General features: G+C 75.0%; 19 protein-coding genes. 10 read left to right on the top strand and 9 right to left on the bottom strand.

Features of this window, described 5'->3' with window-relative positions:
* Positions 1–107: 107 nt before the first annotated feature.
* The 3 genes from B085_RS0112825 (at position 108) to B085_RS0112815 (ending at position 4,804) form a co-directional block, all read left to right on the top strand.
* Complete coding sequence (locus tag B085_RS0112825) at positions 108–1,463, top strand: tetratricopeptide repeat protein (protein ID WP_018558966.1); 1,356 nt, start codon at positions 108–110, stop codon at positions 1,461–1,463.
* Positions 1,460–3,073 (top strand): hypothetical protein, encoded by a 1,614-nt coding sequence (locus tag B085_RS0112820; protein ID WP_018558965.1) that lies wholly within the window; start codon positions 1,460–1,462, stop codon positions 3,071–3,073. Before B085_RS0112825 ends, B085_RS0112820 begins: the two co-directional genes overlap by 4 nt.
* A gap of 81 nt (positions 3,074–3,154) precedes the next feature.
* Positions 3,155–4,804 (top strand): serine/threonine-protein kinase, encoded by a 1,650-nt coding sequence (locus B085_RS0112815; RefSeq protein WP_018558964.1) that lies wholly within the window; start codon positions 3,155–3,157, stop codon positions 4,802–4,804.
* A 94-nt stretch (positions 4,805–4,898) separates the two neighbouring features.
* On the opposite strand, the gene B085_RS0112810 is transcribed toward B085_RS0112815, so the two are convergent.
* Positions 4,899–5,690, bottom strand: coding sequence for an SGNH/GDSL hydrolase family protein (locus B085_RS0112810; protein WP_018558963.1), 792 nt, complete (start codon positions 5,688–5,690; stop codon positions 4,899–4,901).
* Positions 5,691–6,049: 359 nt separating this feature from the next.
* On the opposite strand from B085_RS0112810, the gene B085_RS51635 reads away from it, so the two are divergent.
* Positions 6,050–6,556: a hypothetical protein gene (locus tag B085_RS51635; protein WP_324603863.1), complete on the top strand. Its 507-nt coding sequence runs from the start codon at positions 6,050–6,052 to the stop codon at positions 6,554–6,556.
* Between the two features lie 77 nt (positions 6,557–6,633).
* Here the strand turns inward: B085_RS51635 and B085_RS42200 are convergent, their stop codons facing one another.
* On the bottom strand, positions 6,634–7,308 hold the full coding sequence (locus B085_RS42200; protein WP_199789197.1) for a hypothetical protein: 675 nt from the start codon (positions 7,306–7,308) through the stop codon (positions 6,634–6,636).
* A 140-nt stretch (positions 7,309–7,448) separates the two neighbouring features.
* Here B085_RS42200 and B085_RS0112795 point away from each other — a divergent pair, with 140 nt between their 5' ends.
* Complete coding sequence (locus B085_RS0112795; protein WP_018558960.1) at positions 7,449–8,564, top strand: DUF5925 domain-containing protein; 1,116 nt, start codon at positions 7,449–7,451, stop codon at positions 8,562–8,564.
* The gene (locus B085_RS0112790; RefSeq protein ID WP_018558959.1) at positions 8,564–9,103 is read left to right on the top strand and encodes a TrmH family RNA methyltransferase; all 540 of its coding nucleotides are present in this window, start codon (positions 8,564–8,566) and stop codon (positions 9,101–9,103) included. Before B085_RS0112795 ends, B085_RS0112790 begins: the two co-directional genes overlap by 1 nt.
* Before the next feature lie 10 nt (positions 9,104–9,113).
* Here the strand turns inward: B085_RS0112790 and B085_RS0112785 are convergent, their stop codons facing one another.
* The 3 genes from B085_RS0112785 to B085_RS0112775 all read right to left on the bottom strand — a co-directional run bounded on the left by B085_RS0112785 (position 9,114) and on the right by B085_RS0112775 (position 12,249).
* The gene (locus tag B085_RS0112785; protein ID WP_018558958.1) at positions 9,114–9,488 is read right to left on the bottom strand and encodes a GntR family transcriptional regulator; all 375 of its coding nucleotides are present in this window, start codon (positions 9,486–9,488) and stop codon (positions 9,114–9,116) included.
* Positions 9,485–10,651, bottom strand: coding sequence for a methyltransferase domain-containing protein (locus tag B085_RS42195; RefSeq protein ID WP_018558957.1), 1,167 nt, complete (start codon positions 10,649–10,651; stop codon positions 9,485–9,487). Before B085_RS42195 ends, B085_RS0112785 begins: the two co-directional genes overlap by 4 nt.
* 68 nt (positions 10,652–10,719) lie before the next feature.
* Positions 10,720–12,249, bottom strand: coding sequence for a carboxyl transferase domain-containing protein (locus B085_RS0112775; protein WP_018558956.1), 1,530 nt, complete (start codon positions 12,247–12,249; stop codon positions 10,720–10,722).
* 118 nt (positions 12,250–12,367) lie between these two features.
* Between B085_RS0112775 and B085_RS0112770 the strand changes: the two genes are divergently transcribed.
* From B085_RS0112770 to B085_RS0112760, 3 genes are read left to right on the top strand one after another with little or no spacing between them, the layout of a single operon-like run.
* Positions 12,368–12,682 carry a hypothetical protein gene (locus B085_RS0112770; protein WP_018558955.1) on the top strand — a complete coding sequence of 105 codons (315 nt, stop codon included), beginning with the start codon at positions 12,368–12,370 and terminating at the stop codon, positions 12,680–12,682.
* Positions 12,683–12,736: 54 nt separating this feature from the next.
* Positions 12,737–13,492, top strand: coding sequence for a DUF2637 domain-containing protein (locus tag B085_RS42190; protein WP_078619866.1), 756 nt, complete (start codon positions 12,737–12,739; stop codon positions 13,490–13,492).
* 44 nt (positions 13,493–13,536) lie between these two features.
* Positions 13,537–13,761, top strand: a complete 225-nt coding sequence (locus tag B085_RS0112760; protein WP_018558953.1) for a hypothetical protein — start codon at positions 13,537–13,539, stop codon at positions 13,759–13,761.
* A gap of 9 nt (positions 13,762–13,770) precedes the next feature.
* On the opposite strand, the gene B085_RS0112755 is transcribed toward B085_RS0112760, so the two are convergent.
* The 3 genes from B085_RS0112755 to B085_RS0112745 form a co-directional block, all read right to left on the bottom strand.
* Complete coding sequence (locus B085_RS0112755; RefSeq protein ID WP_018558952.1) at positions 13,771–14,715, bottom strand: esterase/lipase family protein; 945 nt, start codon at positions 14,713–14,715, stop codon at positions 13,771–13,773.
* 169 nt (positions 14,716–14,884) lie between these two features.
* The gene (locus B085_RS0112750) at positions 14,885–15,868 is read right to left on the bottom strand and encodes a DNA polymerase Y family protein (protein ID WP_018558951.1); all 984 of its coding nucleotides are present in this window, start codon (positions 15,866–15,868) and stop codon (positions 14,885–14,887) included.
* Complete coding sequence (locus tag B085_RS0112745) at positions 15,865–19,326, bottom strand: DNA polymerase III subunit alpha (protein WP_018558950.1); 3,462 nt, start codon at positions 19,324–19,326, stop codon at positions 15,865–15,867. The genes B085_RS0112750 and B085_RS0112745 overlap by 4 nt, the downstream gene beginning before the upstream one ends.
* A 170-nt stretch (positions 19,327–19,496) precedes the next feature.
* Here B085_RS0112745 and B085_RS0112740 point away from each other — a divergent pair, with 170 nt between their 5' ends.
* Positions 19,497–20,378, top strand: a complete 882-nt coding sequence (locus tag B085_RS0112740) for a hypothetical protein (protein ID WP_018558949.1) — start codon at positions 19,497–19,499, stop codon at positions 20,376–20,378.
* Here the strand turns inward: B085_RS0112740 and B085_RS0112735 are convergent.
* Positions 20,365–21,582: an amidase gene (locus tag B085_RS0112735; protein ID WP_234018558.1), complete on the bottom strand. Its 1,218-nt coding sequence runs from the start codon at positions 21,580–21,582 to the stop codon at positions 20,365–20,367. The two genes, B085_RS0112740 and B085_RS0112735, sit on opposite strands and share 14 nt — an antisense overlap.
* Positions 21,583–21,606: the final 24 nt, after the last annotated feature.

Here is a 21,606-nt window from a genome sequence, read left to right as displayed (position 1 = left end):
GTCACCGGCCACCGGCACCGCAGGAAGCACACCGCACGGCACCCGGCCGGGGCGCACCGCGAGCGCCCCGGCCGGGCTCCACTCCATCATCCCGAAAGGCAGCAGCCATGGACGTACCGGCCCCGGGCCGACTGCGCGCCGCCGCCCTGTACGCCGCCCTGGTACTGGGCCTCGCGCTGGCGTTCACCGCGGGCGCACTGGTCCTCGGCGGGTCCTCCGCCCCGCGGGACACCGCGCGGGCCGCGGCGCCCGCCGCCGACGCCCCCCTGGACCGCCTCGCCGAGGGCGACCTCGCGGGCGGCATCGCGGCCCTGCAGACGCATCTGCGGGCCCAGCCGAAGGACGCCGCGGGGTGGGCCGCGCTCGGCGCCGCCTACGTCGAGCAGGCCAGGACCAGCGGCGACCCGACCCGCTACCCGCAGGCGCAGGCGGCGTTCAGCCGCTCGCTGCGGATCTCCCCGCGCGGCAACGATGCGGCGCACGCCGGGCGTGCCGCGCTCGCCGCCGCCCGCCACGACTTCCGCACCGCGCTCACCGAGGCGGACCGGGCGCTGAAGGTCAACCCGTACGGAGAGCGCGCCCTCGCCGTCCGGGTCGACGCCCTGGTCGAACTGGGCCGTTACGACGAGGCGCTGCGCGCCGCCGAGCACGCCGACGCGGTGCGCCCGGGCATCCCGGTCTTCACCCGCCTCGCCTACGTCCACGAACTGCGCGGCGACCCGGCCGGCGCCCGCAGCATCCTGACCCGCGCCCTGGACTCCGCCGCGACCCCCGGCGACACCGCCTACGTCGCCACGGCGCTGGGCCAGCTCGCCTGGAGCCAGGGCCGGTACCCGGCCGCGCTGGGGCACTTCGCCACCGCCCTGCGGGCCGACCCCGGCTACCTGCCGGCGGTCGAGGGCCGCGGCCGTACGTACGCGGCGCGCGGCGACCGGGAGAAGGCCCTGCGCGACCTGGGCCGGGTCGTCGACCACTACCCGCTGCCCGCGCAACTCGCCGAACTGGGGGAGCTGTACGAGGCCACGGGGCAGCAGGAGCGGGCGGAGCAGCAGTACGCGGTGGCCGGCACCTGGATCGCCCTCGCCGGAGCGAACGGCGTCGCCACCGACCTGGACGCGGCACTGGTCGCGGCCGACCACGGCGACCCTGCGGAGGCGCTGCGCGCGGCACGGGCCGAATGGTCGCGCCGGCGGACCGTCCACACCGCCGACGCGCTCGCCTGGGCCCTGCACGTCAACGGCCGCGACCGCGAGGCCCTGGCGTACGCCGAGCGCTCCTCGGCCCCGGGCTACCGCAACGCGGCCTTCCTCTACCACCGCGGGGTCATCGAGGCGGCCCTCGGGAAGCGCGAGGCGGCCAGGACGTCGCTGGCCGCGGCGCTCCGCCTCAACCCCGGCTTCTCCCCCACCGCGGCCCCCGCCGCCCGCCGCGCGCTGGCCCGCATCGAAGGAGACCCGTCATGATCCGGCGCAGGACGGCGGCCGCGGCGGCCGCGGCAGCGGCGGGAGCGGCCCTCGCGCTGCTGCCCGCGGGGCAGGCGCAGGCGCATCCGCTGGGCAACTTCACCGTCAACCGCTACGACGGCCTGGTCGCCGCCCCCGGCGTGCTGCGGATCGACCACGTCGAGGACCTCGCCGAGATCCCCGCGGCGCAGGCCCTGCCCGCGATCGACCGGGACGGCGACCGGGCGCCGGACGGCGCCGAGTTGGCGGACTGGGCGAAGGAGCGCTGCGACGCCGCCGCGAAGGGCGCGCGGGCGACCGTCGGCGGGCGACGCGAACCGGTCGCGGTACGCAGGGCCACGGCGGCCGTACGGCCGGGGCAGGCGGGGCTGACGACGCTGCGCGTTGAGTGCCGGATGACGGCGCGGCTGCCGTCCGGGGAGCCGGCGTTCCTGGAGTACCGTCCGGCGGACGTCGCCACCGGGCCGGGCTGGCGGGAGATCACCGCGCGCGCAGACCGCGTGACCCTCCACGGCGCCGATGTGCCGGGGGAGTCGGTGTCGCGGCGGCTCACCGCGTACCCGAAGGACCTGCTGTCCTCCCCCGCCGACGAACGGGCGGCGGGCTTCCGGCTGACCCAGGGCGGCCCCGCGCTGGTGGCGGAGGAGGACTCCCCCGCCACCGCCGGTGTGCTGCCGCGCGGCGCGGACCGCTGGACGCGGGCCCTCACCGACCTGGTGTCGCGGCACGCGCTCACCCCGGGCTTCGCCGCCCTGGCGCTGCTGACGGCGCTGGCGCTGGGCGCGATGCACGCGCTCGCGCCCGGGCACGGCAAGACGCTGATGGCCGCCGCGGCCGCGGCGGGCGGGCGGCGGTCGCGTCGCGACATGGTCGCGCTGGGCGCGTCGGTGACGGTGACCCACACTCTGGGGGTGTTCGCGCTCGGCCTGCTGGTGACGACCGGCTCGGCCGCGGCACCCTCGGTCATCGGCTGGCTGGGCGTCGCGAGCGGCGTGCTGGTCGCCGGGGCCGGAGCGGCGCTGCTCCGCCGCGCGTGGCGGCTCCGGGGCCGAGCACACGGGCACGGCCACGGCCACGGCCACGGCCACGGCCACGGCCACGGCCACGAGGACGATCACCACGGCCACGGCCCTCACCACCACGGACACCCGCACCACCACCCCGCGCCCTCCCCCGGGACGGCGGCACAGGCCGCTCCCGGCGACGTCCTCACCGCCGAACGGCCCGCACCGCGGCCCCGCGTGCACGCCCACACCCACACCCACGAGCCGCGGCCCACCCTGCGGGGCACGATCCTGCTGGGCTTCGCGGGCGGTCTCGTCCCCAGTCCCTCCGCGGTCGTCGTCCTGGTGGGCGCGGCGGCCCTGGGCCAGGCCTGGTTCGGCTTCCTGCTGGTCCTCGCGTACGGCGCGGGTCTGGCGATCACGCTCACGGCCGCCGGTTTCGCCGTCGTCCGACTCGGGCGGCTGGCCGGGAAGGCGTCGGCGCTGCGGGTCCGCGGCGGGCTGTTCACGGCGGCGCGCCGGCTCGCGCCCCTGGCCACGGCGTCCGTGGTGCTGGTGCTGGGCTGCGGCCTGGTGCTCAGGGCGGCGCTGGCGATGGCCGGTTGAGGGAGCTTTCCGTCGAAAGGGTCCGTTCGGGAGGAAGTTCGGTCATGCTGGGCTGCGGGCGGCACGAAGGGGGACACGCCGATGACACGGCTCGTGGCGGGACGCTACCGGCTGATCAGCGAGCTGGGCCGGGGCGGCATGGGTGTGGTGTGGCTGGCCCGGGACGAACTGCTGGGCCGCGAGGTGGCCGTCAAGGAGGTCAAGGCCCCGCCGGGGCTGGAGGACCGGGAGGTCGAGCGCCTGTACGCCCGGCTGCAGCAGGAGGGCATCGCGGCCGCCCGGGTCGAGCACCCCAACGTCATCAAGGTGTACGACGTGGCCATGGCCGAGGGCAGCCCGTGGATCGTCATGGAGCTCGTCCGGGGCGTGACGCTCGACGACGTCCTCGACGCGGAGGGCCCGATGGAACCGCGCCGCGCCGCGGGGATCGGCGGCAGGGTGCTGGAGGCGCTGCGCGCCGGCCATGCCGCGGGGGTGCTGCACCGCGACGTGAAGCCGGGCAACGTGCTGATCGGCAACGACGGCCGGGTCGTGCTCACCGACTTCGGCATCGCCGTGATCGAGGGCTCCTCGGCGATCACCCGCACCGGCGAACTGGTCGGCTCGCCCGAGTACCTGGCCCCCGAGCGGGCCCTCGGCCGCCGCCCCGGACCGGAGTCGGACCTGTGGTCGCTGGGGGTGCTGCTCTACGTGGCGGTGGAGGGCGGTTCGCCCTTCCGCCGCGAGACGGCGTTGAGCACGATGCGCGCGGTGGTGGACGAGGAACTGCCCGCGCCGCGCCGGGCGGGAGCCCTTGCCCCGGTGATCACGGGTCTGCTGCAGAAGGACCCGGCGGCCCGGCCCCCGGGCGAGGAGGTGCAGCGACGGCTGGACGCCCTCGCCGCCGGGCGCACCCCGCCCGGGGCCGGAACGGCGTACGCCGCCACCCAGGCCGCCGTGCCGCTGCCGCCGGGTCCGGACGGCACACCGTTCCGGTCCGCTCCGGTGTCCTCGACCCCCGTCTCCTCGACACCGCTCGGGCCGACGGCCCCCGTGGGCACCGGCTACGGCGCCGCGTCCACGGACGGTTCCGGGGCGCGGCCGCGGCGCGCGGCGGTGGCGATGGCGGCGGGAGTGCTCGCCCTCGCCCTGGGCATCGGGGGCGTGGCGTACGCCCTCCTCGACGACGACCCGGCCGGCGGTTCCGGCCGCGGCACCACCGCCGGGAACACCCAGGGCGGCGGCCGTACCCCGTCCGCCACCGCCTCGCAGGACGACGACGGCGACGCGGACGCCAGCGGTTACGAGGCGACGGCCGGGGGCGGTTCGGGGTCTCCGCACAGCTCCGCGCCGCCCAGCACTGCGGCGCGGGTGAACGTCCACGTCACGGTGTCGGCCGTGCGCGACACCTACACCGGGAGCTGTCCGCCGCCCGCCGAGCAGGCGCCGTCCTTCTCGGCGGTCGTCACGGTCGACCGCGCCCCGGTGACGGTCTCCTACCGCTGGACGTCGAGCGCGGGCGGTTCCGACCACGTCTGGCAGACCCTCGACTTCCCCGCGGGGGGCCCGAAGAGCCGCACGGTCCCGTACACGGAGCCGTCCTACGAACCGGACGGCACGATCGAGGGCTGGGTCGCGCTGGAGGTGCGCAGCCCGGTGCGGACGGAGTCCGGGCACGTCCCGTTCACGGTCACCTGCCGGGCGCCTAGCCCGTCGCCGAGCCTCTCCGACGAGACGGCTCCGACGCCCTGAGGCCGCGTCGGCACGGGCGAGGGGTGCCGGGCGGTGGCCCGGCACCCCTCGTCTCACGTCGTGCGGGTGCTCCGTACCGTCGTCGTGCCGCGGGTCACGCGGCGGAGGTGAACACCGGCAGGTAGCCGCCGGACTGGCCGGAGGCGGTGGGGTGGTACGACTCGTAGATGGGGAGGGTGAGGCTGTGCAGCCACGCCGAGCCCGAGCAGAGCTCGTGCCCGGTGAAGGTGCCCCGGACGTCGGCGAAGGCGAAGCCGTGGTCGGCGGCGCGCTTGGCGGTGACGGTGTCGAGGAGGTCGGCCGCGTCGTTGATGGCCCTGCGCTTGGTCTCGCTGAGGCCGATGCAGGTGGTGCCCAGCTTGTAGAAGCGCGGGTAGCCGAGGACGACGACACGGGCCGAGGGGGACCGGGTGCTGATGGCGTTGTAGACGGAGTCGAGCCGCGCGGGCAGCTGGTTGTTGGCGAAGTCCCTGGCCTGGTTGATACGGCTGAGACAGGTGCTGTCGGAGTTGAGGACGCAGGTGGTCATCACGTCGGCGAAGCCGGCGTCGTTGCCGCCGATGCTGATACTGACCAGGGTCGTCGAGGAGTTGAGCGGACCGAGCTGGTTGTTGAGCACGTCGGCCGTGGTCGCTCCGGAACACGCGGTGAAAGAGAACCCGGACGGGCTATGCGCGTTCGCCCACAGCCGGGGGAACGCCCTGCTGCTGCGGTAGCAGCTGCCGCTCGAGCTGTCGTAGCTGCCGGCCCCGACTCCGGCGGAGTACGAGTCGCCGAGGGCCGCGTAGACAGGGCCGGCGGCGTGGGCGGAACCGGAACCGAGCAGGGCGAGTGCGGCGGTAAGGAGAAGTGCGGATGCGGCTGACACGAAACGGGACAGTCTCATGGAACCTCCCTTAGCAGGATCTCTGCCGCATCTTTCGTACCGCGCAGTAACACGTTCGGGAAGTGTCCATGCCAAGATTTCTTGACATGGACATTCCTGTCAGTTGAACGATCGGCGGCGTCTGAGCCGAATGTGACGCCACCTCAGCCCGAGAGCAGCTCCCACAGTCGGGACAACTCTCCGGACGCCGACGGCAACTCCGGCCGCATGCACCACCGTTCGGACACCACGCGCACCATGAGGGCCTGTCACCCCATCGTGGACGGCGGCTGCTTCTGTTCGCCCCTTCCTTGACGCCCGCGCCCGAATTGAGCGACATTGAACTTCTGCATCCGGCGTTTTGGGGGGCAAAGTCGCCAATGCAACCAACGCGTAGGGACGGCGCATCCGGTCACCCGATCGGCAACGAATCACTTCCCCTGCTGGCGGGCGCCGCCGTGGGAGTCGGCGGGGTCGGCGCGGTGCTCGCGCTGGTGGACATCACCTCGCCCGTCAGGGCACCTTTCACCTTCTTCTTCCTGCTGGCCGCCCCGGCGGCAGCGCTCGCCGGGGCTCTTCGCTCCCTCGACCCGCTGAGCCGGGTCGTGGTGGCGGCCGGTGAAGCGGCGGGGGGCACGCAGGGGGAACACCTGTCCGGGCTTCCGCGTTGTCGTGGCGGGAGTGAAGGAGGTGGCCCGATGACCGATGACCAGCAGCCCGGCGAGGCCGCGCAGGACGAGGCCGCGCAGTCCCGCCGTGCCCGGTTCGGGAAGCTCCCGGACCGGATACGCCCGGAGGACACCTTCGTGGAGACCCCGGCCACGGCCCCCGTCCCCGCGAGGGACACCTTCAACCCGGACGAGTGGCTGATCCGCAACGTGGGCTGACCGCGAGGTTCCCGGGCGTCCCGGGCCGGACCGCCTCCGGTGCCGAACGGCCACCGCCCCCGCACCCGCCCGCCCGGCTAAGCGCGGCGCCGGGTGTAGCCCTCGTAGTCCCAGCGCTGCCGTCCGTCGTTCCAGAAGCCCTTGAACTCGTTGCAGACGATGAAGTGCCGTACGTCCGGGTAGCGGCGGGCCACGGTGGCCGCGAGCGCGGCGAAGTCGTCGAGGTGCGCGCGGTCGGGGGCCACCTCGAGCCGTGACCAGTCCGTCGTCCCGGCCTTGCCGCCCTTCATCCAGTCCGGGGCGCAGCACAGGGTGATGACGGGCGTGCCGCCGCTGGCGCGGATCAGGTCGACGCGGTCGTCGAGCTCCCCGAAGTCGTACGTCCCGGGCGAGGGTTCGGGGTTGTCGGCGCCCCAGCCCATGATCGCCTGATTCTGCGGCAGCGGGCGCATCGACAGCAGGCGTTCCGCGGACCGCTTGGCGGTGCCGCCGCCGTGGTCCGCGCTGTACTCGGTGTGGGTCAGCCCGAAACCCAGCGCGGTCGTGGGCCTGCCGGTGGGCGCGGCCGAGGGAGCGTGCACCGCGCCGCCCGCGCCGTTGCCGCCGCGCGCGGTACTGCCCGCGCCGCCCCCGGGACCGCACATCGCCAGCAGGAGGACCAGGGCGGCCACACCGATGCCCAGGAGCACGGTGACCCCTCGCCGCCCCGCCCCCGGCAACAACCCCATACGCAGGTTCGCATGACGTCCCATCACCCGTCACGGTAACCGCCGTGATGCCCGGATCGGGCAGGTTTCACCGGCCGTTCAGGGATTCCGAGGGGTTCCGAGGGATTCCGCCACTCCGCAAAAACCCGGTGCGAATGCGGACCTTGTGCCGGATCATGAGCGGCATGCCCGACGCAACGCCCCCGCATCGCGCCCTGTCCATCCGTCTCGGCATGAACGACGACGACTCGCCGTCGGACGCCGTCGACGCCCTGTTCCTCAGCCGCTTCGTCACCGGCGAGCAGCCCTACTCGTGCGGTGCCTCCCTCGACCGGGTCAAGTCGGGGCTGACGCTCGTCCCGGGCGGCGGGTCGGTGCTGCGCTCCGCGCGGGACAAGGACCGCGGCGCGACCCTCGCCGAGGGCGAGGGCTGGACGATCCTCGTCTCGCGCTGGCACCGCCGGGCCGACGTGACGGTGACGGCGGTCAGCGAGGAACTGGCGCAGCGCGTCCTGGCCGAGGCCGTCGAGGACGCCGAGGACCAGCCGGAAGCGCAGCCCGACGACGTGACCATGGGTTTCTGGTACGTCGCCCCGCGCCGCGGGCCGCACCGCATCACGCGGCAGATCAGCGCCGCCCCCTGGGACGACGTGCGGGGCAACTACACGGCGCCGGTCGCCGACGCCATGGACGGGCTGATGAAGCTCACCGCCGACGACGTCAGCGGCCGGCTGCTGCTCCTGCACGGGCCGCCGGGCACCGGCAAGACCTCCGCGCTGCGCACGCTGGCCCGTGCCTGGCGCGACTGGTGCCAGGTGGACTGCGTCCTCGACCCCGAGGTGCTCTTCAACGACGTCGGCTACCTGATGGAGATCGCCATCGGCGAGGACGACGCCGAAGGACCGGGCCGCTGGCGGCTGCTGCTTCTGGAGGACTGCGACGAGCTCATCCGCGGCCAGGCCAAGCACCAGACCGGCCAGGCGCTGTCGCGGCTGCTCAACCTCACCGACGGTCTGCTCGGCCAGGGCCGCAACGTCCTGGTCGGTATCACCACCAACGAGGACCTGGAGCGGCTGCACCCGGCGGTGGTCCGCCCCGGCCGCTGCCTGGCCCGGATCGAAGTGGGTCCGCTGACCCGCGCCGAGGCGACCGGCTGGCTCGGCACGTCCGAGGGCATCGGCAGGGACGGCGCCACGCTCGCCGAGCTGTACGCGCTGCGCCGCGCCGCCTCCTCCTCCGGCGGCACCGCGCTCCCCCACCAGACGACCCCGGCCTCCGCCTCCGGAGGCCTCTACCTCTGATGGCCGGGGGTCCCCCCGCCGCGAAGGGGAGGATACGCACCCGCACCCCGGCCGAGCTGCGCCGCAACCGCCGCCCGCGGTCGCACGGCTGCTGGGACCACCTGTACGCGGCGCCGCTGTGGCCGCTGCACGGCGCCAACCTGGGGACGCTGCTGCGTACCTGCGACGCGGTCGGCGCGTGCCTGGTCGTCCCCCGCTTCCCCTGGGTGCCGGAGGCGCTCGCCCGCGGCAACACCCTGCGGCGGCCGGCCTGCGTCCACTGGACCGGTGACCCACTGGGCTGGCTGCAGCGGCAGCGCGACCGCGGGGCGCACGTCGTCGGCGTCGAACTGGCCGACGAGGCCGTACGGCTGGCGGACCTGCCGGCCGCGCGGCGCACCACCGTCGTCGTGCTGGGGCACGAGCAGCAGGGGATCCCGCCGGAGGCACTCGACCTGCTCGACCTCGCCGTCGAGATCCCCATGGTGGGCACGGGCGCCAGCCTCAACGTCGCGGTCGCCGGCTCGCTGGCGCTCTACAAGCTGGCCGGACTGCTGTGAGCGGGACGGGCTACGCCTCGTACGCGGCGCGCAGCGCCTCCCCTACGGCGGCCTCGGCGGCGGCCCGGTCGAGACCGAGGCGCCGCACCCGCTGGGCGTAGGCGGACGCGGCGGCGGCCGCCTCCCGGGCGGCCGCGTCGCCCGCGGCCGCGACGAAGGTGCCGTTGCGGCCGCGGGTCTCGATCACACCGTCCGTCTCCAGGGCGCGGTAGGCCTTGGCCACGGTGTTCGCCGCCAGCCCGAGGTCGTCGGCGAGGCCGCGGACGGTCGGCAGCCGGTAGCCGACCGGGAGGGCGCCTGAACGGGCCTGGTCCGCGATCTGCTCGCGCAGTTGCTCGTAGGGCGCGGTGGCCGCGTCGGGCCTTACGGTGATCTTGAGGCTCACGGTGTGTCGTCCTCCCGGCGGGACGGATCGGCGCTGTTTGTCGCGGCCATTGTGCTGCACGCGCCGTCCGCGAGGGCGACGGCGCGGCCGGGCCCCGCCGGGTCGTGGGCGATCGTGTCGCCCGGCTCGTGCAGGTGCAGCATGAAGCGCTCGCCCGCGCGGTACGCCTCCAGGCCGGCCCTGCAGTACGCCACCATGTCGTCCGGCAGCGCGTCCAGGGGGAACCAGCCGAGCTCCGAGCACTTCTCCGGCTCGCGGTTGACCGGTTCGTGGACCCCGCCGTCCGCCTCGAAGAACCAGCCGGTGCGCTCGCCCCCGCCGGGCGCGCGGTGCTGCATGACGAGCGCGACGGAGACGTCCTCGGGCCGCAACGCGACACCCACCTCCTCGTGGGCCTCGCGGATCATGGCGGTCAGGACGTCCTCGCCGTCCTCGACGTGACCGGAGGGGGCGTGCAGCAGGCCGTCGGCGTAACCGGTGTCGACCCGGCGGCCGAGCAGGACCTCGTCGCCGCGGCGCAGGATGAGGTGCACGTCGACGATCTCCGTGTGCCTGCGGGGCTGCTTGATCCGCACGACCGCGGCATAGCGCTCGTCGTGGACCGGGCGGCCCCACAGCGCGGTGTCCCGGGCGAGCTGCTCGACCTGGGTGTGCTCGGCGAATGGCCGTACCATCGCGGCCAGTTCGGCGGCGCCGATGCCCACGGGCTCCGCCTCCCCCCAGCGGCCCTCGACCAGCACCAGGCGTCCGCCGCGGCGCAGCAGCCGGGCCCAGCGGCGCAGCACCGCCACCGGGTCGGGGAGCGCCCACAGCAGGTGCCGGACGAGCACCACGTCGAACCGGCCCTCCACGACGGGCGGTTCGGCCGCGTCCCCGAGCAGGACGCGGGCCCCGGTACCGGCCAGCTTCGCCCGGGCCAGCGCGGCCATCCGCGGCGAACGGTCGACGGCCGTCACCCGGTGCCCCTGTTCGGCGGCGAGCCGCGCGAGGCTGCCCGTACCGCAGCCGAGGTCGAGCACGTCCGCCGGGGCGCCCGGCAGCCACTCCCGTAGCCGCGCCCCCCACGCCTCCCGCACGGCGGGCTCCCGCAAGCCGTGGTCCGGCTCCTCGTCGAAGCGGTCGGCCACGGTGTCCCAGTACGCGTCACTGCTGAGTTCGCCCACCCCGTGATCCTTCCACCCCCCACTGACAACGCCCCGTGCGGCGTGGAGCGCGGCTCGCGCGGGGGCCGTCAGCTCAGGCCCAGGTTCCGGTAGCGGGTGCGGCGGGCCGCGAGGCGGACGGCACGGGGCCGGGTGCGCAGGGCCGCGAGCTCCGCGCCCAGGACGGCGCCGAGGCGGCCGAGGAACGCCTCGGGCTCGTCCGCCGCGTCCGGCGCCTCCTCCACCACGCGGTCGACGATCCCGTGCGCGGCCAGGTCCGCCGAACGCACCCCCTGGCGCCCGGCCACCTCGTACGCCCGCTCCGTCGTCCGGTACAGGATCGCGGAGGCCCCTTCGGGCGGCAGCGGGGAGAGCCACGCGTGCCGCGCCGCGACCACCCGGTCCGCGGGCAGCAGCGCGAGCGCGCCCCCGCCGGCGCCCTGCCCGAGCAGCAGGCAGAGCGTGGGCGCGGGCACGGTCATCAGGTCGGCGAGGGAGCGGGCGATCTCGCCCGCCAGGCCGCCCTCCTCGGCCTCCCGGGACAGCGCGGCGCCCGCCGTGTCGACGACGGACAGCAGGGGAAGGTCAAGTTCCGCTGCGATGCCCATGCCGCGCCGGGCGACCCGCAGGCCGGCCGGGCCGAGCGCGGGCGGCCGCCCGTCGCCGGTCTCCCGCCGGTCGTGGCCGAGGACGACGCAGGGCGTGCCGCCGATCCGGGCGAGCGCGAGCAGGAGTCCGGGGTCCCGCTCCCCCGCGCCGGTCCCGCTGAGCGGGGTCACGTCGCGGGCGGCCACGGCAAGCAGGGCGCGCAGCCCGGGCCGTCCGGGCCGCCGTGAGCGCCGGATGGACTCCTCGGCCGTGGGGGCGGGGACGGCCGGGGCGCGCACGGGCCCGGCCCCTGCGGGGTCCGGAGCGCCCGCCGTGTCGCCGCACAGCACCCCGAGGGCGCGCGCCGCGGCGTCCGCGAGCTCCCCGGAGGGCAGGACCGCGTCGACGATGCCGTTGGCCAGCAGGTTCTCCGCGACCTGGACACCGGGCGGGAACTCCTCGCCGTACAGGGCCTCGTGGACCCGGGGGCCGAGGAAGCCGATGAGCGCGCCGGGTTCGGCGGCGGTGACGTGCCCGAGGGAGCCCCACGAGGCGAAGACCCCGCCCGTGGTCGGGTGCCGCAGATGGACGAGGTACGGCAGGCCCGCGGCCTTGTGGTCGGTGATGGCCGCCGCGACCTTGACCATCTGCAGGAAGGCGATGGTGCCCTCCTGCATCCGCGTCCCGCCCGAGGCGGGCGAGGCCAGCAGCGGCAGCCGCTCGCGGGTGGCCCGTTCGACGGCCCGTACGAGGCGTTCGCCCGCGGCGACGCCGATCGAGCCGCCCAGGAAGCGGAACTCGCCCGCGACGACGGCGACCCGGCGGCCGCGGATCCGGCCCTCGCCGGTGACGACCGACTCGTCGAGCCCGGTGCGCTCACGTGCCCGGTCGAGGTCGGCGCGGTACCCGGGGTCGTCGAGATACCCGGGCAGGGCGGTCACGGGCTCGTCCCAGCCGCGCCAGGTGCCGGGGTCGACGACGGCGTCGATGAGCTCGAGGGCGGCCGCGCGGCGGCGCGTCGGTTCGGTCATGGCGTCACCCTAGGCTGCCCGCCGGCGCCTGTGGCCAGGGCCAACACCTCACGGAACACGGGGCGGAGGTCACTCGAACGGCGCAACTCCATCGCGGTCCGGAGGTCGTTGTGGGGATGTGGTCACAGTCGATCCCCAGAACGCGCCGAGTGCGCCGTCCGGGAGTGAGGTCCCCCGGACGGTCCCGGCGCCCATCCGCCGCAGCCGTCCGTACCGCCCGACGGAGGGCGTCCCCCTCGGGGAGTGGGTCCTCGTCCCGGGAACGGCGGGATTCTTCGGCCGGAGTTCGGACGCCTACATCGAGCGCGGCGAGGAGCACATTCAACTCGTGTACTGCTCTTCGGAACTGGAACGGTTCGCCGACGAAATGCTCGGGATCGAGGGGGATTTCATTCGCCGCTGCTCCGGCATCGATCTGGATGCGAGGTATTAGGGCGTGCATTCCCCGTATCCCCCGCCCACGCCCGGCCCCGACAGGAATTCCTTCATGCCGCCTTTGCAGGACCGTTTCCGCTTCGAGAACGACGTGCCGTACGAGGACCACCTCAACGGGCACACCATTTACAGTCCCCGCCAGGCCCCGGACGACACCTCGGGGAACGGCGTCTTCTCCGCTCCGGACTACGAAGTCCTGAACGGCGTGTGGACGTCCGAGGAGGAATTGGCCCAGCTCCTCGAACCCCCCTTGCTGGACGACGTGGACGAGGACGAGGAGGACGACGTCTTCGCCGCGCCCTCACCGGAGGCCGCGACCCACGAACTGCCGCTCACCCGGCACCGGCACCGCAGGATCCGGCGGGCGGCGCTGCGGCAGAAGATCACCCGGACCCAGACCCTCAGCTTCGTCGTCGCGGCGGTCGCCGCCACCATCGTGGCGATGGTGAGCGTGCTCGGCGGGATGGTCGCCCACGACCCGCTGCGCCACATCGCCGCCACCGACGGGGCGTCGGGGCTGGCGGACTGGTGGCCGCTGCTGGTGTACGGCCCCTGGATGGTGGCCTCGCTGTCGATCCTGCGGGCCGCGCTGCACCAGCGCCGCGCCCCGCACTCCTGGGCGGTCGTGCTGCTCTTCTCCGTCTTCGCGATCCTGTTCTGCGTCGCCTCCGCCCCCCGGACGATCACCGACTGGACCGTGGCCAGCCTCCCCGCCATCGCGGCACTGTCCTGCTTCCACCAGCTCGTGCGGCAGATCACCCTCACCCACCCGCCGCGCCGCACCTCCCGCAGCCGGCACTCCTCCTGACACGGCGCCCCCTCCCCGGCCCGTCGGCCGGGGAGGGGAGGGCGGTGGCGGCCCGGCCGCGGCGCCGGGCCGGCGAGGCCCGCGCTCCGGGCGCCGCGGAGCCGTCCGCGAGGGCGGTGGCGTCCCCGTCCGGCGCGGACCTCGCGCGAACCGGGAGCAGCAGCACCGGCACGGCCTCGCTGATGGCGGCGGGGGCCGCCGCCGTCTCGCTCGGTGCGTCGGTGCTGCTGCTCGTCGCCCGCAGGCGCCGGGCGGGGAACGCCGGCTGAGGCGGACCGTCAGCTGAAGACGTCCCCGCAGTCGGTCGCCCTGGCGTGCGCCGGGTCGAGGGCGTTGGCCGTCTCGTGGAACACGATGCGGTCGGTCAGCCCGGCGAGGACGTGCTCGGACAGGTCGAGCGGGCACAGGTCCTGCAGCACCACGTTGCGGACGTCGGGGCCGGACAGGAACTGCGAGGTGTACGGCGTCACGACCTCGTCGTACTTGGTCGCGATCACCGTGTAGCGGACGCCGGGCAGGGTGTCTGCGCCGGCGTTCAGCTTGGTGAGGAAGGCCGATCCGGCCATCTGGTCGGTCAGTCCCTGCGGGCTGAGGTGCTCGATGGCCTCGGCCGCCCCGGGGAAGTACGGCAGCAGCTTGAGCAGCCCGCCCAGGTCGGTCCCGTGATTGCTGGGCGCGATGCCGACGAGCGCGTTCACCTTGGGGGCGCCGCCGAGGAACCTCATGTAGTAGCGCGGCATCATGCCGCCCTGGGAGTGCCCGACGATGTCCACCTTGCCCGCGCCGGTGGACGCGAGGACCCGGTCGACGTAGTCGGCGAGCTGCTGGGAGGACGCGGTGACGGGGCCGAGCCCGTGGAAGAGGGGAACACCGGGCAGTTGGCCGTAGTCGAGGGAGTAGACGCAGTAGCCCCGCTTGACCAGGTAGGGCGCGAGGCCGAGCCAGTTGTCGATGGAGTTGCCGAGGGTGCCGTGGACGAGGACGACGGGCCGCGGGTGGGCGGCGGACGGCTTGCAGGACCAGTTGTTCCAGCCGCTGCTCGCGGTGGCGCCGGCGGCGGTGGCCGCGGCGTTGACGGTCGCGGCGGCCTTGGCGCCGGGCGTGGGGGCCTTCGCCAGTGCGGCGGTGGTGGTGTCCGCCAGGACGGGGGTGGCGAAGAGGGCGGCGGTGAGAGTCAGCGCGGAGAGGAGCCGGAGCGCTGATCGCGGTCTGATGGGCAGCATCGAGCGATCTCCTCGCAGGTGGGGGAAGGACTGGCTCCCGTGCAACCTGTGATCCGGATCACCAGAGTGCTGAGTTTCCGTCAATTTACGGAGGAGTAACAAACACCGCCAGCTACCGGTGGGTAAAGAATTCATCACGTCGGCTTCACGCCGATGTGGTAATGGGGCGTCAGGCCGCACCCGACAGCGCCGCGGGCATCAGGGCCCGCGGGCCGAAACGGGCCCGCGCCCGGTCCGCGACCGCCTCGATCCGGCGCGCCTTCTCGTCCCCCGGGTCCAGGCTGAGCTGCAGCGTCGCGAGACCGGCGTCCGTCAGCCCCTCCGCGCGCAGCGCGAGGCCGCGCACCCGGGCACGCTGCAGCCCCAGCCCCTCGTAGAGCCGGTACGCGGCCTCGGCGAGGGCGGTGCCGTGGCCGGTCGGCTCGGGCAGTCCGCGGGTGCGGGTGGTCGTGGAGCGGTCTGCGTAGCGGACGGTGAGGGTCAGTGAGCGTGCGACCCGGCCCGACGCGCGCAGCGCGGAGCCCAGTTCCTCGGTGAGCGACAGCAGGGCGCGGCGGTGCCGTACGGGGTCCAGTTCGTCGTGGCCGAAGCGGCGTTCGGCGCCGGCGGAGCGGGCGGGGGCGTTCGGTACGACCGGGGCCGGGTCGATGCCGCGGGCCCGCTCGTGCGTCCTGCGGCCCGCCGCGGCGCCCAGGATCCGCTGCAGGGTGCTCAGGGGCGCGGCCGCCACCCGTCCCACGGTGTCCAGGCCGTACGTGCCCAACTGCCGTGCCGTCGCCGGGCCGACGCCGTGCAGCGCCGCCACCGGGCGCTCGGCGAGGAAGGCCGCCACGGCCGCGGGGTCGGTGGGTGCCGCGCGCACCGCGCCCTCCGGTCCGCCCTGTGCGGCCATCCGGGCGAGCAGCGGGTTCGGTCCCACGCCGATCGTGCAGTCCACGCCGTGGAGCGCGAGCAGCCGCACCCGCAGCAGCGTGGCCAGTTCCGCGGCGTCGCGCCCGAAGTAGCGCAGCGCCCCGCGGACGTCGGCGAGCGCGGCGTCGGGCGGCAGCGCCTGGACGACGGGGGTGAAGCCGCCGAGCAGCGCGAGGAGTCGCTCGTACAGCGCCTCTGCGGCGTGGAAGTGCACGTACAGCACGTGCAGGTCGTCCGTCATCGTCCCGCGCTCCCCGGGCTGGAGTGCCACAGCTTGCGGCCGGTCAAAGCGCCCTCGCCCGCGGGCCGCAGATCGGCCCAGGGGTGCATCTCGTAACCGGTGGACATCCGGACCCGGCGGCCCTCGGGCGGGGGCGCGGGCAGGCCGGCGGGCTCGCCCGGGGCCTCGGCCAGGCGTGCCGCGACCGCCTCCAGGCCACCCTCCTTGCGCAGTTCGACCAGCTCGGCCAGGTTCCACGCGGCGGCGCCGACCACGGACAGGCTCTGCGGTCCGCGGCGCTGGACCACCCCGCGGACCAGCAGCAGCCAGGAGTGGAAGACGGTGTGGGCGCAGGCCTCGTGGCTGTCGTCGAAGAAGGCGAGGTCGACCAGGCCGGTGCCGTCGTCGAGGGTGGTGAAGACGACCCGGCGCCCGGAGCGGACGGGCGGCGTCTGGGTGGCCGCCTTGGCCCCGGCGACCAGCACGGTCTGGCCGTGCCGCACCTCGCGCAGCCGGTTCGCCGGGATCGCGCCCAGCTCCTCCAGGAAGGCCAGGTGGTCGTCCATCAGGTGGCGGGAGGCGTCCATGCCGAGGACGCCGAGTTCGGCGCCGAGCCGTTCGCCGTCGTCCATGTCGGGCAGGCCGATCGGCGCGAACGCCGGCTCGCCCTCCCCTCCGGTCAGGGTGAGCTGGCCGTCGTACGCGGAGGCCCGGCCCTGCCGGTGCACTTCGGCGACCTGGAGCAGCATGTCGCGGCGGTTGCCCCCGAAGGGGTCCAGCGCGCCGACCTGGACGAGGCGTTCGGCGGCGGCGCGGCCCGGGCGGGCGCGTTCCCACAGGTCCTGGAGGGAGGAGTAGGGCTGTCCGGCGGTGATCCGGGCGACCTCGGCCTCGCTGATGCCGTGCACCTCGGAGAGCGCGAGCCGCAGCCCCCACACCTCCTCCTCGCCCCCCTCGCCGGGCACCGGTTCGATCCGGTAGGTCGCGCCGGACCGGTTGACGTCCAGCGGCAGCACCGGCACCCCGCGCCGCCGGGCGTCCGCGAGGAGCAGCCGCTTGGGGTACATCCCGGGGTCGTGGGTGAGCACCCCGGCGTAGAAGGCCGCCGGGTGGTGCGCCTTGAGCCAGGCGGACTGGTAGGTCGGCACGGCGAAGGCGACGGCGTGCGCCTTGCAGAAGCCGTACGCGCCGAAGGCCGAGACGATCTCCCAGGTGTGCCGGATGACCTCGCGGGAGTAGCCGCGCTCCCGGGCCGCGTCCGCGAACCAGGCCCGCAGCCGCCCCTGCCGGGTCTCGTCCGACAGCGCCCGCCGGGCCTCGTCGGCGAAGCCCCGGTCGCAGCCGGTCATGACGCACATGATGCCGATGAGCTGTTCGTGGAAGACGACGACCCCGTGGGTCTCGCGCAGCACGGGCTCAAGGTCGGGGTGCGGGTAGTGGACGGGCGTGCGGCCGTGCCGGGCCTCGATGAAGGGCCGCACCATGTCGGCGGCGACCGGCCCGGGGCGGAAGAGGGAGATGTCCACGACCAGGTCGTGGAAGGTGGCCGGCTGCAGCCGTCCCACCAGGTCGCGCTGGCCCGGGGACTCGATCTGGAAGCAGCCCAGCGTCTCGGCGGAGCGGACCAGTTCGTACGTCGCGGGGTCGCCCTGCGGGATGCGGTCCAGGTCGATCCGGCCGCCGCCGGTCCGTTCCACCTCGTCCAGGGTGTGCGCCATCGCGGACTGCATGCGCACCCCGAGCACGTCGAGCTTGAGCAGCCCGAGGTCCTCGACGTCGTCCTTGTCGAACTGCGACATCGGGAAGCCCTCGCCGCTGGTCGGCACAACCGGTGTGCGGTCCAGCAGCCCGGCGTCCGACAGCAGCACCCCGCAGGGGTGCATGGCGACCCCGCGTGGCAGCGCGTCCAGCGCCTCCACCAGCTCCCACAGCCGGCCGTGGTCCTCCCCCGCCACCTGCCGCAGCTCGGGCAGTTCGGCGAGCGCGGCCCGCGCGTCGCGGGCCCGGATGTGCGGGAAGGCCTTGGCCAGCCGGTCGGTCTGCTCCGGGTCCATCCCGAGGGCGGCGCCCACGTCGCGCACCGCGTGGCGGACGCGGTAGGTCTCGGGCATGGCGACGGTGGCGACCCGCTCACCGCCGAAGCGGTCCAGGATGCGCCGGTAGACCTCCAGCCGGCGGGCGGACTCCACGTCGATGTCGATGTCGGGCAGGGAGACGCGCCTGCCGGACAGGAAGCGTTCCATGAGCAGGTCGTGCTCGACGGGGTCCGCGGCGGCGATGCCCAGCAGGTGGTTGACGAGCGAGCCGGCGCCCGAGCCGCGGGCGGCCACCCTGATGCCCATCTCCCGCACGTCGGCGACCACCTGGCCGACGGTGAGGAAGTACGAGGCGAAGCCGAGCCCCTCGATGATCCGCAGTTCGTGGTCGAGCCGCGCCCAGTACTCCGGGTCCCGGTCGTGGCCCTCCCGGACCATCCCGGCGGCGCAGTGGGAACGCAGCACGCGGTCAGCTGTGCGGGCGCCGGCGCCGACGAGCTCCGGCTCGGGGAAGTGCACCTGCCCGAGCCCCAGGTCCTCCTCCGGGTCGACGGCGCAGCCCGCGGCGGTCTCCTCGGTGGCCCGCAGCAGCCGGCGGGCGTCGCCGCGGGTGAAACCGGCCGCCTCCACGACCCGCTCGGCGGTGCGCGCCATGTCACCGGAGTCCTTCAGCCAGCGCTCGCCGCTGTCCAGGCCCCCCGCGTCGCGCACGTCGACGGGCACCAGGCGGCGCGCCGAGTCCAGGACGTCGGCCACCTCCCCCTGGCCGGGGTCGGCGTAGCGGACGGCGTTGGTCAGCACCGGGACGACGCCCTGCTCGACGGCGAAACCGACGGTGCGGGAGGCGAGCCGCAGCGAGCCGTACCCGGTGCCGGTGCGGCCGTGGTGCACGGCCTCCAGGCGCAGCGCGTCCCCGTACACCTCGCGCCAGGGGCGCAGCAGCCTGGCGGCCCGGTCGGGACGTCCGGCCGCCAGCGCGCGGCCGACCTCGGAGTCCGCGCCGAGCAGCACGTACAGCCCCTCCCGTCCCAGGTCCTCCCAGGCGATGCCGCCGTCGGTGTGGGCGGCGCTGACCAGCCGGCACAGCGCGCCCCAGCCCCGGCCGTCCCGGGCGAGGAACACCGCCCGGTCGGTCGCCTCCGGCACGAAGGCCCCGCCGCGCACCGGGGTACGCCGGCGGGCGGGCGGCGGTCCGGCCTGAGGTACGGCGCCCTCCCCCGCGTACGCCGCCGGCACCGCCAGGGAGGCCCCGAACAGCGGCCGCACCCCGGCCCGCGCGCACGCCTTGGCGAAGCGCACCACCCCGGCGACCGTGTCCCGGTCGGTCAGCGCCAGCGCGTCCATCCCCCGTTCGGCGGCGCGCTCGGCGAGCCGCTCGGGGTGCGAGGCCCCGTACCTCAGCGAGAAGCCGGAGACGGTGTGCAGGTGCGTGAATCCCGCCATACGCACCTCCGACCGCTCATGCCTCCCCCGTTCCGAACCCTCTGCCATCCACCATAGACCACTTGTCGAACATGTGTACGAAGACGCGCCGGATCCCTGTCCTCCGCCACCCTCCGCGTGGTTTCCTGCACACGACGTCACCGACGCTCGCACCCCCGACGGGAGTCGCCATGCCGATGCTGCTGGTCAAGGGCTCTTTCCAGATAAAGAACACCGAGCCGGACGGGGACACCGTGGGCTTCGTCCCCTCCCGCCACTCCGACTGGAACCGGGTCAGGGGCGGTCTCGGGCTCGACCTCACCGACTCCTGCCGGGGCAAGCTGCGGCTGGACGCCGTCGACGCGCTGGAGACCCACTACGGGCCCACCTCCGCCCCGGCCCACCAGCCCCTGCCCTTCGCCCACGCGGCCCGGGACGAACTGCTGCGCCGTCTCGGCTTCACCGCCGTGGAACGCGGGCCCGGCGGCGAGAGGGTCGTCGCCGCCAGTCCCGAGAGCGTTCCCGGCTGGATCCTCACCGGCGGGGTGGACGTGCACGGCCGCTGCGTCGCCCTGGCCGGCCGGGGCGCGCTGCCGGAGGGCACGAAGAGCGGCCAGGAGGTCACGGTCGGCGTGCCGCTGCTGCGCGCCACCGTCAACCACCACCTGGTCGCCGAGGGCCTGGCCTACCCGACCTTCTACAGCAACCTCTACGAGGACCTGCGCCGGGAGCTGACCGACGTCGCCCGGCAGGCCCGGGAGGCGGGCAGGGGGCTGTGGCCGGACGACGTGAGCACCACCGGCGCGAAGGTCACCGGACTCTCCTCGCTCACCGACGACGCGGTGATCGTCCCCAAGCTCTTCCGGCGGCTCTTCGACTACCTCGCGCTCGGCGAGCCCTCCCTCGGCGCCTTCCGCGCCTTCCTGGCCGGGGCGGCCGACACCTACCGGATCCTGTCCTCGGACACCCCCCGCGCGCAGGTGCGGGGACTGCACCACGTCGTCGAGGTGACCGGCGACCACACCGTGCGGATGACCGTCCCGATCGAGGACCTGGTCTTCACCGAGGCCTGACGACCGGGGCGAACGCCGCCGCCCACCGCAGCAGTTCCTCGTCCTCGCCGGGGCGCCCGACGGCCTGCAGGCCCAGCGGCAGGCCGTTGGCGGCGAACCCGGCGGGCAGGCTCACCGAGGGGAAGCCCGCGTTGCTCCACGGCAGGCACATCACCGAGTCGCCGGTGCTGCCCAGCCCGAACGGCGCGGGCCCGGTGGCGGACGGTGCCAGCCAGACGTCGACCTCCTCCATGGCCGTCAGCAGCCGCTCGCGGAGGATCCGGCGCTCGCCCACGGCCCGTTCGTAGTCGTCGCGGCCGACGGCGTGGCCCTCGCGGATGGCGGCGACCGTCTGCTCGCGGTACAGGTGGCCGTGCCGGGGGAACCAGTCGGCGTGCGTACGGGCCACCTCGTAGCGGTTCATGACGTACAACTGCCGTACCACCGCGTCGAACTCACCCGGGCCCGCCATCATCGGCACCTCGCGCACCGTCCAGCCCGCCGACTCCAGCCGCCCGGCCTGCGCCGCGAAGGCCTCCCGGGCCTCCGCCCCGGCCCGCTCCAGGTAGGGCCCCGCGGGTATGCCGAGCACCGGTCCGCGCTCGCCGGCCGGCGGCTCCCGCCAGTCGTCGCACAGGGCGGACGCGCCGCGCGCCGCCATCGCGACGTCCGCGGCGAGCACCCCGACCGTGTCGAAGCTCGGGGCGTTGGCGATCACCCCGTCCACCGGGACGCGCCCGAAGGTCGGCTTGAAGCCCACCACCCCGCAGTAGGCCGCGGGCCGGACCACCGAGCCGACGGTCTGCGTCCCGACCGCCAGCGGCACCATGCCCGCCGCCACCGCGGCCGCCGAGCCGCTGCTCGAACCACCCGGCGTGTGGGCGGTATTGTGCGGATTGCGGGTCGGCCCCGGCGCGGTCACCGCGAACTCGGCCGTCACCGTCTTCCCCGCCACCAGCGCCCCGGCCGCCCGCAGCCGGTCCACCAGCGATGCCTGCGGCCCGGCCAGCGCCTCCGGCGGCACCGCGGACCCGGCCCTGGTCTCCATCCCGTCGATCCGGACGATGTCCTTGACGCCCACCATCACCCCGGACAGCACGCCCGGCGGCGCCTCGGCCGCCTCCGCCGCCAGCCGGCCCCGCCGGTCCGGCTCCCGCACGAACGCCTTGATCCGGGCGTCCAGCCGGTCGATACGGTCACAAGTCCGTGCCACCAGATCCGTCACGGCGGCCACGCTACGCCGAAAAAC

Source organism: Streptomyces sp. BoleA5, assembly GCF_000373665.1.
GTDB lineage: Bacteria > Actinomycetota > Actinomycetes > Streptomycetales > Streptomycetaceae > Actinacidiphila.
This window is presented reverse-complemented; position numbering and strand designations above follow the sequence as displayed.

Excerpts from the sequence above, each read along its gene's own strand:
- B085_RS0112795 (WP_018558960.1), top strand. The coding sequence starts at position 7,449 with ATGCCCGACGCAACGCCCCCGCATCGCGCCCTGTCCATCCGTCTCGGC.
- B085_RS0112815 (WP_018558964.1), top strand. The coding sequence starts at position 3,155 with ATGACACGGCTCGTGGCGGGACGCTACCGGCTGATCAGCGAGCTGGGC.
- B085_RS0112820 (WP_018558965.1), top strand. The coding sequence starts at position 1,460 with ATGATCCGGCGCAGGACGGCGGCCGCGGCGGCCGCGGCAGCGGCGGGA.
- B085_RS0112755 (WP_018558952.1), bottom strand. The coding sequence starts at position 14,715 with ATGCTGCCCATCAGACCGCGATCAGCGCTCCGGCTCCTCTCCGCGCTG.
- B085_RS42200 (WP_199789197.1), bottom strand. The coding sequence starts at position 7,308 with ATGGGACGTCATGCGAACCTGCGTATGGGGTTGTTGCCGGGGGCGGGG.
- B085_RS42190 (WP_078619866.1), top strand. The coding sequence starts at position 12,737 with ATGCCGCCTTTGCAGGACCGTTTCCGCTTCGAGAACGACGTGCCGTAC.
- B085_RS0112775 (WP_018558956.1), bottom strand. The coding sequence starts at position 12,249 with ATGACCGAACCGACGCGCCGCCGCGCGGCCGCCCTCGAGCTCATCGAC.
- B085_RS0112790 (WP_018558959.1), top strand. The coding sequence starts at position 8,564 with ATGGCCGGGGGTCCCCCCGCCGCGAAGGGGAGGATACGCACCCGCACC.
- B085_RS0112745 (WP_018558950.1), bottom strand. The coding sequence starts at position 19,326 with ATGGCGGGATTCACGCACCTGCACACCGTCTCCGGCTTCTCGCTGAGG.
- B085_RS0112810 (WP_018558963.1), bottom strand. The coding sequence starts at position 5,690 with ATGAGACTGTCCCGTTTCGTGTCAGCCGCATCCGCACTTCTCCTTACC.
- B085_RS0112740 (WP_018558949.1), top strand. The coding sequence starts at position 19,497 with ATGCCGATGCTGCTGGTCAAGGGCTCTTTCCAGATAAAGAACACCGAG.
- B085_RS0112750 (WP_018558951.1), bottom strand. The coding sequence starts at position 15,868 with ATGACGGACGACCTGCACGTGCTGTACGTGCACTTCCACGCCGCAGAG.
- B085_RS0112825 (WP_018558966.1), top strand. The coding sequence starts at position 108 with ATGGACGTACCGGCCCCGGGCCGACTGCGCGCCGCCGCCCTGTACGCC.
- B085_RS51635 (WP_324603863.1), top strand. The coding sequence starts at position 6,050 with ATGCAACCAACGCGTAGGGACGGCGCATCCGGTCACCCGATCGGCAAC.